Genomic DNA, 15,593 nt, shown 5'->3' on the forward strand with positions numbered 1-15,593 from the left:
CCGTCTACCGGCTTCATCGTTGCAAGCGTATTCTGTTTCCATCGTAATGCAAACCAACAGGAGATCGAGATGAACACAGTCACAGGTATTTACAGCGCACCGCGCCAGCACTGGGTCGGCGACGGTTTTCCCGTGCGCTCGATGTTTTCGTATAACGGCCATGGCAAGCAGCTGAGCCCCTTCCTGCTGCTCGACTACGCCGGCCCCGCCGAATTCGCGCCCGGCACGCGTCCGCCCGGCGTCGGCTCGCACCCGCACCGCGGTTTCGAGACGGTGACCATCGTCTACAAGGGCGAAGTGGCGCACCGCGATTCGACGGGCCAGGGCGGCGTGATCGGCCCCGGCGACGTGCAGTGGATGACGGCCGGCGCCGGCATCCTGCATGAAGAGTTTCACTCGCCTGCCTTCACGCAGTCGGGCGGCACGCTGGAAATGGTGCAGCTGTGGGTGAACCTGCCGGCGAAAAACAAGATGACGGCGCCCGGCTACCAGGCCATCACCAGCGACACGATTCCCACGGTGGCGCTGCCCGACGGCGCCGGTTCCGTGCGTGTGATCGCCGGCGACTTCGACGGCCGGCATGGCCCTGCCCGCACGTTCTCGCCGATGCAGGTGTGGGATGTGCGCCTGGCCCAGGGCACGCTGACGGAGCTGCCGGTGCACGCCGGCTGGAGCACGGCGCTGATCGTTTTGCATGGCACGGTGCTGGTCAATGGCGAGAGCGTGGTGCGCGAAGCGCAGATGGCGCTGTTCGGGCGCGACGGCGACAGCATCACCGTCGAGGCGAACAGCGACGCCGTGGTGCTGCTGCTGAGCGGCGAGCCGATCGACGAGCCCATCGTCGGCCATGGCCCCTTCGTCATGAACAGCGAAGCGGAAATCGCGCAGGCGTTCGAGGATTTCAACAGCGGCCGCTTCGCCCGCATCGCGACGTAGTTTGTGTCATTAATTTGTGCAGTACCCATGCCGCATCCCGCGGCATGGTTTTTCAGGAGACCACCATGAGCACCCCCGCCAACTTCCAAGGTTTGCCACCGATGATCGATCCCGACGATGCCGTCATGCTGCTGATCGACCACCAGAGCGGCTTGTTCCAGCTGGTGCGCGACATCGAGCAGCACGTGCTGCGCGGCCACGTCACGGCGCTGGCCAAGCTGTCGCGCCTGGCCAATATGCCGACCTTTACCACCGCTTCCGTGCCCGACGGCCCGAACGGCCCCTTGATCCCGGAGATCCACCATTTCAACCCGGACGCCGTCTACATCCCGCGCACGGGCCAGATCAACGCCTGGGACAATCCTGCCTGGGTCGAGGCCATCGAAAAGACGGGCCGCAAGACCCTGCTGATCGCCGGCACGCTCACCAGCGTATGCATGGCCTTCCCCACCATCAGCGCGCTGGCGGCCGGCTACAAGGTGTTTGCCATCATCGATGCCTCGGGCAACTGGTCGAAGATGGCCACCGACATCACCATGGCGCGCGTCACGCAAGCGGGCGCCGTGCCGATCGACACGTATGCCGTGCTGGCTGAAGTGATGAGCACCTGGAACCGCGCCGATGCGATGGATTTCGCCGCCATCATGACGGACCACATCGTGCCGCCGTACCGCGCCCTGATCGAAAGCTACGACAAGGCGCAGGGCGTGCAAAAGAATGGCCGTGAAACCAAACTGGAAATCCTCGAGGCGGCCAGCAAGGGCTGATCGCCTTACGGCGCGTCGTAGCGGGCGCGTATCGCCGCCAGCACGCCGCGCTGCTCCAGGCGCGTGATGGCGGCGTTCAGGCGCGCCAGATCGGCCGTGCTGGTGCTGCGCGCATTGAGCATCAGGTGCACGGGCGCGCGCAGGGCGAGGAAGGGCAGGGCGGTCAAGGCGACGCCCTGCAGGCGCGCTTCGTGGCGCACGGCCAGCACGTCGCCCAGCAACAGGTCGGCGCGACCCGCGTCGAGCATGAGGATGCCTTGCCGGAAGCTGCCGAAGGTATTCAGGCGGCCGTCTTTTTCCAGCGCCGGACGGGCCGCGGCGTACTGCGCGCCATACCAGCCCACCTTGGGCGCGAGCAGGGTGGCCTTGCCGCGCGCCAGCTGGCCGAAGCTGCCGACATGGCGCTGCGCGGCGGGCGTGCCGGCCTTGCCGAAGACGCCGACGGCTTCATCGCGGTACGAGATGGAGAAGCGGGCGTAGGACTGGCGTTCCGGCGTTTCGGACGCGGCCAGCATCAGGTCCAGTCCGCCTGTCTGGAACAGCAGCTGGCGCCGCGCCGTGGGCAGTTCCGGCAAGGTGACCAGGGTGCAGTGCGCTTCCTTGAAGATGGCCTGCAGCAATTCCAGGTCCAGACCCGTATAGCTGCCTTGGGCGTCGCGATACAGGTACGGCGGCCATTGCTCGAGCGCCATTGTCATGCGGCAGGCCTGGGCAGGCAGGGCCGATACGCCGAGCACTGCCGCAAACAGGAGATGGCGCATGCGCATACGGGTGCTTCCATAGAGTTTCAACTTGATATTCAATTTGCCAGAATGGCTAGGGAAGTCAAGCATGGCATCCACTTTTCCCTGTACGGAGGACTTAAAGGGACCCGACACAAGGGCTCTGCGCAAGATGCATCGGCCGGTGACAGCATTTTCTCTTTTAAAATATCTATTTGATAATATTAAAAAACAGTGGTTTAATTGTTTAGTTGCTAATTTTGGCAACTGCCACTTTGAGGAATCTATGGCACATCAATTGTCCGCTCTGGCTGCCGTTCTGGCTTTTTTCCTCTCATCCAGTGCATTTGCTGGTACCACGATAGGAACGCAAGGTTTTACGATTAAGGATACTTGGGGCGAGGGCCTCAGGTTGATCTCCGATAGCAACAATGTCGCCAAGTTCGACCTGACAAATATCGCCGGACTCAACTATTCGTTAACGGATACGAATCCTTGGTCGGCTGGCAATGGGACACTCGATTTTTTCGATGTCAGCGCGCGCGATGGCTATCGCGTGATCAGCGTTGAGTATAGCGGCGTGATCAGCGGCGAATTGATACCGGCACCTGATTACCCCGACAGTTGGCCTTATTCGTATTGGGGGGGCACCGCGACAAACAATTCGCAGGCATATTTTGGTACCTACGCCGAAGACACCGACCTGGCCAATAATTCGCAAAAAGTATTAACTTTCACAGATCTTAATGGCACTGTGCCGTTTTCCCTGAACAATAGTACGCAGCAGCTGCCGCAAACGTTTAAGATTTGGCTTGAGGTCTATGCTTGGGTTTCGGGGACGCCAGGTGGCGGACAATGGTTTCCGGGAGAGGGAGATGACGGCTACTATTCCTGGATGACACCATCGACTGCCAAGCTGGGCATTCTCAATCCCGTTCTGACGCTCACCTATGCCCCGCTCTCGGCCGTACCGGAACCGTCCACGTACGCGATGTTGCTGGCCGGCCTGGCTTTATGTGGCATCGTGCGTCGTCGTCGGGCAGGCTGATACTGCATCGCGTGATGCAGGGGAGCAAATCGGCTATAGTGGCGCGGTGCCACCACTGCCCCGCAAAGGAAATCCGCTTGACTCCCCCGCTCGAGATCGCCGCCAATGTGCTGATGACTGCCTCCATCATCCTGGCTGGACGCAATAATATCCATTCCTGGTGGATCGGCATGGTCGGCTGCGTGCTGTTCGCCGTGCTGTTTTTCCAGGTCAACCTGTACGCCGACGTGATGCTGCAGCTGTTTTTCATCGTCACCTGCGTCATCGGCTGGCTGCAATGGCGGCGCGGCGCCGGCGGCAAGCCCTTGCCGATCACGCGCACGGGCCGGCGCAGCCTGGCCTGGGTGGTGCCGGCCGGCATCGCCTCCGTGGCGATCTACGGCATGCTGCTGCACCGCTTCACGAATGCCTACGCGCCCTTCATCGATTCGGCCGTGCTGGTGTTCAGCATCATCGCGCAATTTTTGCTGATGAGCCGGCGCATCGAAACCTGGGCCTTCTGGCTGCTGGTCAACACCGTTGCCGTACCGCTCTACTACAGCCGCGGCCTGCACCTGACGGCCGTGCTGTACGCGGCCTACTGGGTCAATGCCGTCATTTCCTGGTACTGGTGGAGCGTGCAGGCGCGCCGCGCGGCGGCCGCGCCGCAGGCGATGGCCGACGCCTGATATTGCCAAAGACCAAGTCCTTAGATTCAAATCGTATATACAATCAATTTTTAATTCGTTCACGCCATAAAGACGCCGGGATATAGTGGCCTTTCCCCGCTTACCGGTGTCTTTTATGTTGCGCATTAGTCCTTCTCCCTGTTTTTATGCCGTCCGGCACCAGCTGACCATGCAATGCATGGCGCAGTGGATGCCGGTGCGTGCCCGGCCACGCATCCCCTAAGTCATTCCCATCCGTTTCGTTGTCGTTTGCCCGCTGGCCTACCCGGTCCGCGTGCCCCTGCTCGGCCTTTTTATCGGAAAAAGGCTGCAATCCCAATAAGAGGAAACCATGTTCAAACCACTCGCCATCAGTCTTGCCATCGCCGCCGCCTTTCCCGCCGTCTCCACCATCGCCCATGCCGAGGACGACATGCTGCGCGTCAACGTGACCGGATCGAATATCCGCGTCAGCGAAAAAGAAGGTGCCAGCGCCGTGCAGGTCATCACGGCCAAGGAATTGAAAGCCAGCGGCAAGACCAGCGTGTCGGATGTGCTGCGGACCATCTCCGCCAACAGCGGCAACAGCTACAACGAACAATATACGGGCAGTTTCTCGGCCGGCACCTCGGGCCTGTCGCTGCGCGGCATCGGCCAGAAAAATACCTTGATCCTGGTCAATGGCAAGCGCGTGGCCAGTTATGCGACGGCGCAAAACCTGCAGGAAACCTTTGTCGACCTGAACAGCCTGCCGATGGCGGCCGTGCAGCGCATCGAGGTGCTCAAGGATGGCGCCTCGTCCGTCTACGGTTCCGATGCCGTGGCCGGCGTGGTCAATATCATCCTGTACAAGGAGTTCACAGGCACGGACATCACGGCGCAGTGGGGCGGCTCGACCGAAGGCACGGGCCAGCATGAAAAGAGCGCGGCGCTGCAGACGGGTTTCGGCAAGCTCGAGGAAGATGGCTACAGCCTGGTCTTCTCGGTCGATGCGCAGCAGCGCGACAAGCTGCAGCAAAGCGATGTGGCGTGGATGCGTGATGCGGACTTCCGCAACCAGCAGCGGGGCAGCCTGGGCTGGGCCATCACCAACTATGCGGGCACGGACCCGACGAAGACCTTGGGCGGCGTGCGCGGACCATTGCAGCTGGTTAATTATGGCGACATCACGCCCGGCAAGACGGGACAAGTGCTGGCGTATAACCCGTCGCCATATAAAACCCTGATTCCCGGCATCCAGCGCGTGCACACGGCCGCGCGTGCCACTTTCAAACTGAATGCGGATACGGAAGCGTATGTCGACCTGCTGCACAGTTACTCGCGCGCCGACCAGACCTTCAGCGCGCCATTGACGGTGAACAACGCCACGCGCGTGTGGAACAACGCTACCCAGGCGCTCGACACGATTCCCGTCGTGCTGCCCGTGGGCCATCCGAACAATCCGGGCGCCACGCCCCTGCCGTTCACGGCCACCCTGTTCGACCTGGGGCCGCGCCTGAAACAGGACAAGGTCACGTTCTACCGCGCGCTGGCGGGCGTCAAGGGCACCTTGGCGGGCTGGGACTGGGATGCGGCCGTAGGCCACTCGAGCAGCAAGCTGGAAGAAACCGTGCAGAACTTCGTCAACCGCTACGCATTCCAGCAGGTGCTGGCCGACGGCAGCTATAACTTCTTTGATCAGGCGCAAAACAGCGAAGCGGTGCGCAACCGCCTGCGCCTGTCGACCCTGCGCCCGGCCGAGTCGACCCTCGACACCGTCGATTTCTCGGCCGCGAAAGACCTGTGGCAGTTGCCGGCCGGTCCGCTGGGCTTTGCCGCCGGCGCGCAGTGGCGCCGCGAAAAGATGGATTCGCAAACCTCGACGGCGGTATTGTCCGGCACCGAGCTGCGCCCGGCCATCAACATCATCAACGGCTCGCGCAGCGTGTCGGCCCTGTTTGCCGAATTGAACGTCCCGGTGGTGAAAGACCTGTCCGTCAACCTGGCGGGCCGCGCCGACCATTACAGCGATTTCGGCAATGCGTTTTCGCCGAAGGCCAGCGCCCGTTACCAGGCGGCGCCGTGGCTGCTGGTGCGCGGCACCGTGTCGCGCGGCTTCCGCGCGCCGTCGCTGCCGGAAATCACGCAAAGCACGGCCGTCAGCTATGTCAGCGTGCTCGATCCGAAGGACCCCGTCACGCCCACGCAGACGCGCGGCGTGACGGCCATCACCATCGCCAATACGGCGCTGCGTCCGGAGCGCTCCAATAACCTGAACCTGGGCGTGGTGGTCTCGCCCACCAGCAGTTCGAGCATCGGCCTCGATTACTACCGCATCAAGCAGGATGGCGTGATCGGCACGGAAAGCGCCACCACCACGCTCGCCAACGAAGCATCGGCGCCGCAAAAGATCACGCGCGACGCCGATGGCCGCATCACGACCCTGTACCGCCAGTACCGCAACCAGGGCCAGCGCGAAGTGTCGGGCATCGACCTGGACCTGCGCCAGCGCTTCGTCGACAAGGACTGGGGCAAGCTGACCCTGGCCGGCCAGCTGAGCCGCGTGCTGCGCTTTGCCGAACCGCTGTCGGACGGCGCGCCGCTCACCGATGGCGCCGGCACCAATTATTTCGGCTCCATCCCGAAATGGCGCGGCGTCACCTCGGCCACCTGGGAGCAGGGCAAATGGTCGTCCACGCTGACCTGGAATTACGTGGGCAGCTATGCGCAAAATACGCATCTCGATGAATCGGTGGCCGCCTTCAGCACGTTCGACGTGACCACCAGCTGGCAAGTCACGCCGGCGGCGAACGTCACCTTCATCGTGCAAAACCTGGCCAACAAGCGCGCGCCGTGGGATTACTCGGCCTCGGGCTTCGACTATACGCAAGCCGATCCGCGCGGGCGTTTCGCGTCGCTCAAGCTGAACTATAAGTTCTAGGGGTGCGGGGGGCATGCGTGCCCCTCAGTGCCCGTTCGACACCTGCCGCTGCCCCGCCTGCTCCTGCAGGCGCTGGCGGTAGGCGCTGGGTGTGACGCCCATGCGTTCGCGGAAGGCCGTGGCGAAGTTGCCCGCGTTGTGAAAGCCGATCAGGAGGGCGACATCCTGCACGTCGATTTCCGTCTGCTGCAGCAGTTCCACGCCGCGCGCGATGCGCGCTTCGCGGATGAAGGCGAAGACTGTCATGCCCGTCTGCTCGCGGAACATCAGGGTCAGTTTTTCGCGGTAGGTGCCCACGCTGCGGGCGATTTCGGACAGGTTGGGCAGGCTGCCCAGGTTGTCGAGGATGAGTTGTTTGACGGCATTGACGAACACGAGGTCCGGATGTTGCTGCCGGTCGCCGACCGGGGTCGCCGCGGGTAATGTGCTGTTGCTTTTACGCATCAATCCCAGGTGGATATGGATGCGCGCGGCCAGTTCTTCCGGCAGGAACGGCTTTGCAATGTAATCGACGCCGCCCACCTGCAAGCCCATGACGCGCTCCTTGGCGGCGTCGGCGCCGCTGAGAAAGATCACGGGAATCTGTTCCGTGTCGGGATTGGCCTTGAGCAAACGGCACGCCGTGTAGCCATCCATCTCGGGCATGCGCACGTCGAGCAGGATCAGGTCGGGATGCGTGGCCAATGCCAGCTGGTAGCCCTGATAGCCATTGAAGGCAATGCTGAAGCGGTAGGGCTGCTCGCTGAGCAGCTCCATCAGCATGCGCTGCTCGAACGCGGAATCGTCCACGATCAAGATGTTTTTTCTGATGGTTTCGCTGGTCAATGGCATGGCATGGATGACTTAACCAAATAGCAAGTTGTGGCTTATTATGCCTCGCTTTTTCTTTTTTTTCTGCTTTTCTCGTATTTCAAAAGATGTTTCTCCGCGAGAAGAAGCGCGGATTTCCTATATCGCCAATAATTCACTCATGCATTGATTTTAAGCAATGTCGATTGCCAAAAAATCTGTTTTGACAATGCTGCAAACAATGCCGGAGTCCCTCGCTTTCTGACTCTCGGCGCAAGTATGTTGTCGTCCTGGTTTGCGTGCCCCAGAAAACGCCGGCAATACCGTGACTATCCTCGAGCCCTTCATGCCGATGGGCGCATTAATGATGTTCCGTCATCAGGAGGTATCATGTTGCGAGTTATTTCACCCCGCTTGACCGCTGCCGCCAGTGTCGTCCTTGCTGCGACGGCCCTCCTGCCTGGCTACGCCGATGCCGCAGTGTATCTGAACGGCAGCAATACCACGACCTTTGACGTGACCCTGAAAATCATCGCCAACTGCACCATTGCGGCTGCCAATCTCGACTTTGGCCAAAGTCAGGGCGTACTGGCTACTGCCGTGAACGTCAATACGACCGTGAATGTCACCTGCACCAATACCACGCCGTACAACGTGGGCTTGACGGCGGGTACGGGCACGGGCTCAAGCGGCACCACGCGCTATCTGAGCGGCACGGGCGGCAACCTGGGGACGGTGCAATTCAACCTGTTCCAGACGGCCGGCAGCACCTTGTGGGGCGATACGCAGGGCACGAATACCGTCGGCGGCACCGGCAACGGCGCGTCGCAGCCGCTCACGGTGTACGGCAACATTCCGCCGCAGGCGACGCCGGCCCCTGATACCTACAAGTCGACCATCACGGCCACCGTGTACTTTTAAGCCAGGCGCTGCGTGAACGCCGGTTCGATGTCGCTGCTGAAAAGCGTACTGGCGCTGCTGGCCTGCTGCGCCGCCGGCGCGAACGGCGCCAATTTGCAGATTTCGCCGGTGACGCTCAATTTGCGCGCCGCTCAGAATGCCGCGGGTATCAACTTGCAAAATCTCGGCGACCAAGCCATCTACGGGCAGGTGCGGGTGTTCGCCTGGGACCAGCGCGATGGCGAAGAAGTGCTGGCGCCGACGCAGGAGCTGGTGGCCAGTCCGCCGATCGTCGAAATCGCCGCCAACAGCCGGCAGACCATCCGCCTCGTGCGTGCCCAGGCTGGCCCTGTCGCGCAGGAAAAGACGTATCGCGTGCTCATCGATGAAATCAGCCGCGAGGATGATGCGGGTCGCAGCGGCGTCGATATCCGCCTGCGCTATTCGGTGCCCGTTTTCGTGCTGCCGGCCGCTGCGCCGGGCAAGGAAGTGCTCGACTGGCAAGTCTTCCGCGAGCGGGGCGAGTGGATGTTGCGTATCAAGAACAGCGGCAATGTCCATGCGCAGATCGGGGCGATGACGTTGACGAACCAGGCGGGCAAGGAGTTTGCCGTCAGCAAGGGGCTGTTTGGTTATGTCCTGGCCGAACGCATGCGCGTATGGCGCCTGCCCGTCGCCAGGGAGGCCGAACTGGATGGGCCGTTGAGTATTGCGGTCAATGTGAATGCGAAGGCGCTCATTGCCAAGAATTCGACACCTTGAACATGGCCGCCATGGCGGGCGCGACCGGCGTGAACCATGAAACGCGCGCTGGCAGCGTTGTTGTTGCTGGTCATGGCGCCGCTGGCCGGAGCCGATGGCGCGGCGGCCGTGACGGGCGCCGATCCGGGGCCGGCCAGCTTGCCCACCGATCCGGCGGCGCCGAATGAACTGTATCTGGAGGTAAGTGTGAATGCTGTTTCAACCGGGCTGATCTTGCGTTTTACCCAGGTGGGCAAAACCTTGCGCAGCAGTGTGGCGAACTTGCAGCAGCTGGGGCTGGACCCGGCGCGCCTGGTCGCGCCCGGTCAGACCGAGGTGGCGCTCGATGCGGTTCCGGGACTCAGCTATGAATATGATGCGGCGCGCCAGAGCGTGTCGCTGCAGGTGACGGACGACTTGCGCGCGCCGTACCGCATCGATGCGCGCCTGGCGGCGCAGACGCCGCCGTCGCGCGTCACGCCCGGCGCCGTGCTCGATTACGAAGCCTATGCGGAACTGGGCCGGACACGGCGCGCGGCCATCTTCAACGACTTGCGCTATTTCAATGACAGCGGCGTGTTCAGCCATACCGGCACCGTGAACGTGGGGGGAGACCAGCGCAAGTACATGCGCTTTGACACCTTCTGGAGCCATGCCGACCCCGAGACCCTGCAAACGTGGCAAGTGGGCGACCTGATCTCCTCATCGCTCAGCTGGAGCCGCGCCGTGCGCGTGGGCGGCGTGCAGTGGCGCAAGAACTTCCAGCTGCGCCCGGACCTGCTGACCTTTCCCGTCGCCTCCGTCGATGGCACGGCGCTCGTGCCTTCGTCGCTGAGCCTGTATGTGAATGGCGTGCAGCAATATGCTGCCAGCGTGCCCAGCGGTCCGTTTGTGCTGAACCAGGTGGCCGGCATCAATGGCGCGGGACAAGCCACCCTCATCACGCGCGATGCCCTGGGGCGCAGCGTGACGACCGTGCTGCCCCTGTATGTCGATACGCGCATGCTGGCCAGCGGCTTGAGCGATTATTCGGTCGAGGCGGGCGCCGTGCGGCGCGACTATGGCCGCCGCCTGTTCGGCTACGAGCGGCAACTGCTTGCCAGCGCTTCCGGCCGCCATGGCGTCAGCGACAGCTTCACCATCGAAGGCCATGCGGAACTGGCTGCCGGCCTGTACCAGGCGGGGGCGGGCGCGCTGGTGCGGCTGGGCCAGGCGGGCGTGCTCAGCGGCTCGCTGTCGGCCAGCGCCGGCCGCAGCCGTGGTGCGCAGCTGGGCGCCGGGTACCAATATGTGGGGCCAAGCTTCAGCGTCGATGCGTACAGCGTGCGCGCCAGCGCCGGGTTTGGCGACCTCGCTTCGCGTGATGGCAGCCCCGTGGTGCGCGCGGCGGACCGCGTCACCGTGAGCCTGCCTTTGCCGGCGGGAAGCAGTATCAGCAGCAGTTATATCGGCTACCGCACGCCTGGCGCACCGTCATCGAAGCTGGCCACCTTGGGCTATTCGGCGACCCTGTTTCACGGCCTGTTCCTGAACGCCAGCCTGTTCCAGGATTTGCGGCAACGCGAGAAGCGGGGCTTTTATGTCGGCTTGAGCATGGCCTTCGACAACAATCTGGCCATCAGCACGAGCGGCAGCCGGCAAAACGGCGAGAGCGGCCGCAGCGTCAGCGCGCAGCGGGCGGCGGACTTTGGCGGCGGTGTCGGCTGGAACTTGCAGGCTGGCACGGTGGGCCGCAATGCCTATCGGCAAGCGCAAGTGGAATACCTGGGCAATAACGGCCGCGTGAATGCGCGCACGCAAAGCGGCGGCATGGGCAATGCCTCCTCGCTGGGCGCGGCCGGCGCGCTGGTGCTGATGGATGGGCATGTCGAGGCGGCGCGCCAGGTGGGCAGCGGTTTTGCGCTGGTGTCCACTGGCGGTGTGGGCAATATTCCCGTGCTGCATGAAAACCGCCAGATCGGCGTGACCGACAGGGGCGGCTATCTGCTGGTACCGAATTTGAATCCTTATGGCAATAACCAGATCAGCATCGCCACGGATGAGCTCGACGTTGACGCGCGCGTGCCCGTGACCAATATGAATGTCGTGCCGCAACAGCTGGCGGGCGTGCTGGCCGCCTTTCCCGTCGAACGCTACAGCGCCGCCACCGTCATCGTGCAAGGCGCCGACGGCAAGCCGCTGGCCACGGGCTTGCCCGTGCTGCATGTGCAAAGCGGCAAGCAGACGGTCATGGGATTTGACGGCATGGTGTTCGTTGACGATCTGCTCGAGCAGAATCAGCTGCAAGTCGGCGAGGGCGACAGCGCGTGCACGGTAGGTTTTGCCTATGTGCGTCCTGCCGCGGGCGGCTTGCCCGTGATCGGGCCGCTGCGCTGCGCTGCCGCCGGCGCCGGGGGAGGCCGCTGATGCGCCGCCTGCTGCCATGTCTGACCCTGCTGCTGGGATGCGCCTGGGGCGGCGCGGCGCAGGCGGCCGATACCTGCACGGTGAGCATGACGAATATCGATTTCGGCGCCGTCAGCCCGATTTCCGGCAGCGATTACGTGGCGCAGGCAACGGGCACCTTCAGCTGCCTGTTTTCGTCGCTGAACCTGGGGCAGTTGCTCACGCCCAACGCACAAGTGTGCATCTCGCTGGGGCTGGGCACGAATTCCACCTCGGCCCTGCCGCGCAAGCTGGGCAATGGCAGCAACCGCATGGAGTACAACGTGTACGTGGACAATTCGTATGCCACGGCGAAGATCTGGGGCGGCGCCGGCGTGGCGGGCGCGCCGTCGACCTTCGGCATCATTTTGTCGGCCGGCTTGCTGGCCCCGCCCGGCACGTATTCCACCACCTTTACCGTGTATGCCAGGATACCCGCTGGCACGGCCCTGGCCGCCGTGCCCACGGCCGCCAACGCCAATACGGTGTACACGTCGAGCTTTGCCGGCCAGGGCACCTACACCTACACCACGTATGGCCTCGTCAACCTGTTTGGCTGCACGGCCAGCAGCGGCAGCTTCGGTTTCGCGGTCAATGCCACGGCCGTCAACGACTGCACCATCGCGGCCAGTCCGATGGCGTTCGCGAACGCTTCCATCCTGACGGGCAACTTGCGCAGCACCAGTACCTTGTCCGTGCGCTGCGTGAACAACAATGCCTACCAGATTGCCCTGAACGGCGGCAGCGTGGCGGCCAACGTGGCGAACCGGCAAATGAAAAACATTGTAACGACGGACAAGGTCAGCTACCTGCTGTCGTCGACGCTCGATGGCCCGCTCTGGGGCGATGGCACGTCAGGCACCAGCATGGTGACAGGCACGGGCACGGGCGCCAGCGTGCCGCTGACGATTTACGGCCGCGTGCTGGCGCAGGTGTCGCCGCGCCCCGGCGACTACAAGGACACGGTGACGGCAACGATCTATTTTTAGAACGTGACGGTGATGAGGCCGGTGTCCGATGGCGTCGCCTGCTGTTGCAGCAGATAGGGCGTGTTGTACTGGCAGCGCACCTGGGTGCTACCGCGCTGCGAGACGACGGTGCACGCTTCGTGGACGACGAAGGTGGCCTGGAACGATGCGGAGGAAACGGTGGCGGCGGCGGTGGTCTGGCAGAGGGAGAGGGCGAGCAACATTGGCAGGGAGGCAAATTTCAAAGAAGTCATCGTAAGCGTATCAGGTGAAAAACGGACGGGAAACAACATTCTCTGACGCCGTTTCGCACACCGGGACGGGAGAAGCTGGACTAAGCATGATTGTACTGGAGCAAGAAAAGTGTGATTTTTCGCGTATTTTCAAGCCCTCCACGGGGCGGGAGACGGCTTGCAAAGCGATAGTAAGTAAGTTTCCGTGTGGCAACCGTAGGATTTTTTTTTAATTGTTGTGTTGGATCAACGTGAGGAGACGGTCATGAAACATACCAACTTTAATAATTTGCCTTGCCCCATTGCGCGCAGCCTGGGCAAGGTCGGCGAATGGTGGAGCATCCTCATCCTGCGTGAAGCGTTTTATGGCAAGACGCGCTTTGACGAATTTGAAAAAAGCCTCAAGATCGCGCCCACCATCCTGACGCGCCGCCTGGCCGACCTGGTGGAAGGGGGCTTGATGACGCGCCGCCTGTATTGCGCCAAGCCGCCCCGCTACGACTATGTGCTGACCAAGTCCGGGCGCGCCTTCAAGCCCGTCTTGCTGGCGTTTATCGCCTGGGGCAATGAAAACTTCGCGCCCGAAGGCGCCAGTCTCGTCATCGCCAGCCGCGACACGGGCCTGGCCGCCGATCCGGTGCTGGTCGACGCCACGACGGGCTTGCCCATCAATGATGAGTATTACGCGTTCGCGCCAGGGCCTGCCGCCAGCGACAGCATGCGCAACATCATCCTCGATGCGGAAAAAAGCAGCGGCATCGCGCCCAAGCCGAAGGCGCCAGCAGCCAATCGCGGCTGGGTGGCGGAAGGGCATCTGGTCTGAGGCCGGGTGGCGGGCGCGCGCCAAGTTTGTCGCAAAGCAAGACGGACTGCACGGCATGGCGTTACTGTCGCACCATGCAACTCAAGTGCGGCGCAGACCCGGCTGTGCGGGCATGGCGCTATCCGTGATCCGATGTCCGTTGAAGGAGTACTGCGATGACCACATTGCCGCAACACCTACGCCGCGCCGCCACTGTGCTGGCGCTGGCCGCCCTGCTGGGCGCCTGTTCCCATGGCCCGCATCACCCGGGCGGCCATGACGTCACCCTGACGGGCGCGCAGGAAGTGCCGGCCAATACCAGCACGGCCACCGGCAGCAGCAATATCCGCGTCGCGCACGACCGCAGCGTCAGCGGGGGCGTGCGCTACACGGGCATGGCGGCCACCGTCGCGCATATCCATGAAGCGCCGGCGGGCGTCAACGGCCCCGTCATCGTGCCGCTGGTGAAAACCGCCGAAGGCATGTTTGCCGTGCCGCCGAACACCATGCTGACGCCGCCCCAGTATGCGAGCTACCAGGCCGGCAACCTGTATGTGAACGTGCACAGCGCGGCCTACCCGGCCGGCGAGATCCGCGCCCAGCTCAAGCCATAGCCTGCCACCGGCGTTTTCTCCGAAACCTCCTTGGGCCGCGCGAGCGGCCTTTTTTTGCGCCAGCCGGCCGGCCAGTGCGGCGCGCTACAATGGCGTTTCATGCTGACCATCCTTGCCATCACCTTTCCCTTCTTCGCCCTGGTGCTGTGCGGCTATCTGGCCGTGCGGCGCACGCTGCTGCCGCTGGCCGCCATCGGCGGCTTGAACAGTTTTGTCCTGTACTTCGCGCTGCCGTGCATGCTGTACCGCTTCGGCGCCGCCACGCCCGTCGCGCAACTGCTCGACGCCAGCGTGTTCTGCGTCTATCTGCTGTGCGCCCTGATCATGGTGGGTGTCACCACGGCCATGACCCTGAGCCACCGCATCGACTGGAACAATGCTGCCTTCGGCGCGCTGGTGGCGGCCTTCCCGAACACGGGCTTCATGGGCGTGCCCTTGCTATTGACCTTGCTCGGACCCCGTTCCTCGGGCCCCGTCATCGTCACCATTGTCGTCGACATGCTCATTACCAGCTCGCTGTGCATCGCCCTGTCGCGCATCGGCAGCGGCGGCGCGCACGGCAGCCGCGCCGCCGTCGTCAACGCCTTGAAGGGCATGGCGGGCAACCCGATGCCGTGGGCGATCGTGCTCGGTGCCCTGTCGTCGTGGCTGGAACTGGCCTTGCCCAAGCCTTTGACGCAGACGGTGGGCCTGCTGGCCGATGCCGCCTCTCCCGTTGCCCTGTTTACCATCGGCGCCGTGCTGGCCCGTTCGCAGATGAGCACGAGCGACCCGGCGCCGCTGGGAGAATATGTGCCCGTGGCGCTGAAAAAACTGCTGCTGCATCCTCTGCTGGTGTGGGGCATCGGCAACGCGGCCATCGCGCTCGGTGCGCCGCTCGATCCGTTCGCGCTGACCTGCATGGTGCTGGTGGCCTGCCTGCCCAGCGCCAGCAACGTCGCGCTGCTGTCGGAGCGCTTCGGCGCGAACACGGCGCGCATCGCCCGCATCATTTTAGTGTCGACGGCGCTGTCGTTTTTGACGTTTTCGGCGGCCGTCAGCTGGCTGGCGTGAGGGGGGCAGTCAACGTCCCGGGGCGCGCC

General features: G+C 63.2%; 15 protein-coding genes. 12 read left to right on the forward strand and 3 right to left on the reverse strand.

Annotated elements, in window-relative coordinates:
• Positions 1-69 precede the first annotated feature (69 nt).
• Both JAB4_RS04140 and JAB4_RS04145 read left to right on the forward strand, forming a co-directional pair.
• Complete coding sequence (locus JAB4_RS04140) at positions 70-936, forward strand: pirin family protein (RefSeq protein ID WP_070221614.1); 867 nt, start codon at positions 70-72, stop codon at positions 934-936.
• A 65-nt stretch (positions 937-1,001) separates the two neighbouring features.
• Positions 1,002-1,703 carry an isochorismatase family protein gene (locus JAB4_RS04145; protein ID WP_217494254.1) on the forward strand — a complete coding sequence of 234 codons (702 nt, stop codon included), beginning with the start codon at positions 1,002-1,004 and terminating at the stop codon, positions 1,701-1,703.
• 5 nt (positions 1,704-1,708) lie between these two features.
• On the opposite strand, the gene JAB4_RS04150 is transcribed toward JAB4_RS04145, so the two are convergent.
• Entirely contained in the window at positions 1,709-2,464 is a 756-nt protein-coding gene (locus tag JAB4_RS04150; protein ID WP_227742092.1) for a transporter substrate-binding domain-containing protein, read from the reverse strand.
• A 70-nt stretch (positions 2,465-2,534) separates the two neighbouring features.
• Between JAB4_RS04150 and JAB4_RS04155 the strand changes: the two genes are divergently transcribed.
• The 3 genes from JAB4_RS04155 (at position 2,535) to JAB4_RS04165 (ending at position 7,040) form a co-directional block, all read left to right on the forward strand.
• On the forward strand, positions 2,535-3,473 hold the full coding sequence (locus JAB4_RS04155) for a PEP-CTERM sorting domain-containing protein (protein ID WP_083287305.1): 939 nt from the start codon (positions 2,535-2,537) through the stop codon (positions 3,471-3,473).
• A gap of 77 nt (positions 3,474-3,550) precedes the next feature.
• Positions 3,551-4,141: a nicotinamide riboside transporter PnuC gene (gene pnuC, locus JAB4_RS04160; protein WP_083287304.1), complete on the forward strand. Its 591-nt coding sequence runs from the start codon at positions 3,551-3,553 to the stop codon at positions 4,139-4,141.
• 331 nt (positions 4,142-4,472) lie between these two features.
• Positions 4,473-7,040, forward strand: a complete 2,568-nt coding sequence (locus JAB4_RS04165) for a TonB-dependent receptor (RefSeq protein ID WP_070221611.1) — start codon at positions 4,473-4,475, stop codon at positions 7,038-7,040.
• A gap of 24 nt (positions 7,041-7,064) precedes the next feature.
• Here the strand turns inward: JAB4_RS04165 and JAB4_RS04170 are convergent, their stop codons facing one another.
• Positions 7,065-7,871 (reverse strand): response regulator, encoded by an 807-nt coding sequence (locus JAB4_RS04170; protein WP_070221610.1) that lies wholly within the window; start codon positions 7,869-7,871, stop codon positions 7,065-7,067.
• A 348-nt stretch (positions 7,872-8,219) separates the two neighbouring features.
• Between JAB4_RS04170 and JAB4_RS04175 the strand changes: the two genes are divergently transcribed.
• From JAB4_RS04175 to JAB4_RS04190, 4 genes are read left to right on the forward strand one after another with little or no spacing between them, the layout of a single operon-like run.
• Positions 8,220-8,750: a spore coat protein U domain-containing protein gene (locus tag JAB4_RS04175; protein WP_070221609.1), complete on the forward strand. Its 531-nt coding sequence runs from the start codon at positions 8,220-8,222 to the stop codon at positions 8,748-8,750.
• A 12-nt stretch (positions 8,751-8,762) separates the two neighbouring features.
• Entirely contained in the window at positions 8,763-9,491 is a 729-nt protein-coding gene (locus tag JAB4_RS04180; RefSeq protein ID WP_227742093.1) for a fimbria/pilus periplasmic chaperone, read from the forward strand.
• 36 nt (positions 9,492-9,527) lie between these two features.
• On the forward strand, positions 9,528-11,876 hold the full coding sequence (locus JAB4_RS04185) for a fimbria/pilus outer membrane usher protein (protein ID WP_071650210.1): 2,349 nt from the start codon (positions 9,528-9,530) through the stop codon (positions 11,874-11,876).
• Entirely contained in the window at positions 11,876-12,883 is a 1,008-nt protein-coding gene (locus JAB4_RS04190) for a spore coat U domain-containing protein (RefSeq protein ID WP_070221608.1), read from the forward strand. Before JAB4_RS04185 ends, JAB4_RS04190 begins: the two co-directional genes overlap by 1 nt.
• Here the strand turns inward: JAB4_RS04190 and JAB4_RS04195 are convergent.
• Positions 12,880-13,116, reverse strand: a complete 237-nt coding sequence (locus JAB4_RS04195; protein WP_139143745.1) for a hypothetical protein — start codon at positions 13,114-13,116, stop codon at positions 12,880-12,882. The two genes, JAB4_RS04190 and JAB4_RS04195, sit on opposite strands and share 4 nt — an antisense overlap.
• A gap of 244 nt (positions 13,117-13,360) precedes the next feature.
• Here JAB4_RS04195 and JAB4_RS04200 point away from each other — a divergent pair, with 244 nt between their 5' ends.
• The 3 genes from JAB4_RS04200 (at position 13,361) to JAB4_RS04210 (ending at position 15,564) form a co-directional block, all read left to right on the forward strand.
• A complete protein-coding gene (locus JAB4_RS04200) occupies positions 13,361-13,918 on the forward strand; it encodes a helix-turn-helix domain-containing protein (protein ID WP_070221606.1) in 558 nt (185 codons plus the stop codon).
• A 155-nt stretch (positions 13,919-14,073) separates the two neighbouring features.
• A complete protein-coding gene (locus tag JAB4_RS04205) occupies positions 14,074-14,511 on the forward strand; it encodes a CHRD domain-containing protein (RefSeq protein WP_070221605.1) in 438 nt (145 codons plus the stop codon).
• 99 nt (positions 14,512-14,610) lie between these two features.
• Positions 14,611-15,564, forward strand: a complete 954-nt coding sequence (locus JAB4_RS04210) for an AEC family transporter (protein WP_070221714.1) — start codon at positions 14,611-14,613, stop codon at positions 15,562-15,564.
• Positions 15,565-15,593 lie beyond the last annotated feature (29 nt).

This window comes from Janthinobacterium sp. HH102, from assembly GCF_001758625.2.
GTDB lineage: Bacteria > Pseudomonadota > Gammaproteobacteria > Burkholderiales > Burkholderiaceae_D > Janthinobacterium.